Below are 1808 nucleotides of genomic sequence, written 5' to 3'. Positions count from 1 at the left end.
ATTGCTGCCAGGCTTCGAGGAAAACGTTCAGAACCTGCTGTGAAACACTTTTAATAATTGACTCGATTTGCCCCTCACTGAGCTGTTTACAATCATTCCAATCAGGCCGCCATAGACGAAGCCGCTCTTTTACTTCTGACACGCGATCCAAAGAGCAGCCATCAATAAACTCCATCAACAGCATATTGCTGCTTGACAGTGCTTCGTTGACGACAGGGGCTTTAACTTTCAAGGGGACCTGACATGTATGATCCCCAACGGATACCTCGATGCAGTAGGCTTTTGTTTCTGATAACCGCTTTAATATATCTGCCTGTCTTTTGGTATTTTCCAATTCTATAGATAAATCGGTTTCTTGCCGGAATGTCTTTACAACTTCTTATAACAGCTCAACATCACTTTTGCAATAGTGTTCTATCAAACCCATAAAGGGGAAAATAATCTCTGCCAGCAGATCCACATCCTCGACTATACACTCTTCTAATTTGGGCGATACCGTTTTAACCACATAATCAGCACCGTTAATGTCAACGTGATCCAACTGACAAATGGTCCCACGCCCTACAGTGTTTACATGCCTGATATAAGCACCATCAGGCTGGAACTCCTCCATGTAACCAGAGCTTGCTATTCGTTCATTCAGAATTTCAAGCATATTGTCAATATTAAGTTCACCTGCCGGATACCGACTGGTAATTGTCATCAATTCAAGGAAAAACTCAGCTTCCTGCGAATAAGAACCTTTTTTAAGTTCTGAGAGCACATCATTTCTTGTTACCATATACTGTGCACATTTCCCGAAGATGCCTGCCAGTGAAAGTATTTTGGCGGCAGCTTTCGGGGAATCTCGATAATAATACGCCTGAGACAGCGCCGAGAAAATCTGTAAGGCCCTTGATGACATACCAACGGTACGGTTCATTCTCTCACGTAATTTATTCACGGTTTCCCCGGCCCCTGATATGATTCGCTGAAACAACGATTCATTCGCGACTGTGGCATTTTCGGGCCTTTGGGCTCCCGGAATTCGCGGTTCAGTGGAGACTCTGACAACCGACCCCAATGACGGTGAATGCCCAGTTTCAACACGCTGCTCATTATCAACAACTCCACCGTGGCTAACTTCAGCATTGGTCCCTGACACTCTAAAATCCATAATAATAAACCTTCCGCTATCTGGGTGAATTTACTTCTTTGGACTTCGCTGGACATAAAAAGTTTCAAGTTAATATCCAAAATCCCAAGTAAGCTCCAATGGCATTGACTTAAGCTCACTTCCCTTGGTATTTCTTGAGCCTGCGTGCCTGCGACCTTGAATGTTGGAGCCTTTTATGCGGTTTTGGCCAATTCTTAACGGCCCTCCAACCGACCAGGTCGATTTCCAACAATATGCTGTCCAACATATTAACGATTTTCTGTTCCAGCCAGTCACCCGATGCTCCCGGCAACGTCTGAAGGAATGACACCAGCGTTTCCTGAGCCGTTTTAAAGCTCAATTCCCGTGGAGACTTGCAATGTGCTTTGCTGTTTTTCCCATCAGTGCCCGTATCAGGTTGTATACCAGAAAGTTGATGGATATTTCTTTTCTCACCATTTCCACAAATCAATATGGCGGGCACCATTTTTTCTCGAAAACCACGTCAGCCTTGGCTTGTAACAGCAAAGCCAACAGGAAGTAGTTCTCAAAATTCGCATCACCTAACAGGATGTCGCCATCCTGCAGATGGGAGAACAATTTCCTGAGCAAAGCTTTTTCCCCGGTTTCTTTCCCTTCGTAGGCAGCCACAGCAAAATCAAGCAATGCGCCA

The 1808-nt window shown here is 44.9% G+C and carries 2 protein-coding genes and 1 pseudogene; all 3 read right to left on the bottom strand.

Annotated elements, in window-relative coordinates:
* A partial coding sequence (locus KDK14_RS07070; protein WP_257264343.1) for a hypothetical protein occupies positions 1 to 334 on the bottom strand: 334 nt, incomplete at its 3' end.
* Positions 335 to 379: 45 nt separating this feature from the next.
* Entirely contained in the window at positions 380 to 943 is a 564-nt protein-coding gene (locus KDK14_RS07065) for a hypothetical protein (protein WP_257264342.1), read from the bottom strand.
* A 660-nt stretch (positions 944 to 1603) separates the two neighbouring features.
* A pseudogene (locus KDK14_RS07060) lies at positions 1604 to 1808 on the bottom strand (IS4 family transposase); the annotation flags it as partial.

Origin of the sequence: Endozoicomonas sp. ONNA2, assembly GCF_024606365.1 — a bacterium.
In the GTDB taxonomy this organism is placed as follows: domain Bacteria; phylum Pseudomonadota; class Gammaproteobacteria; order Pseudomonadales; family Endozoicomonadaceae; genus Endozoicomonas.
Note: the sequence above shows the minus strand (reverse complement) of the source record. Positions and strands in the feature narration are given on the sequence as shown.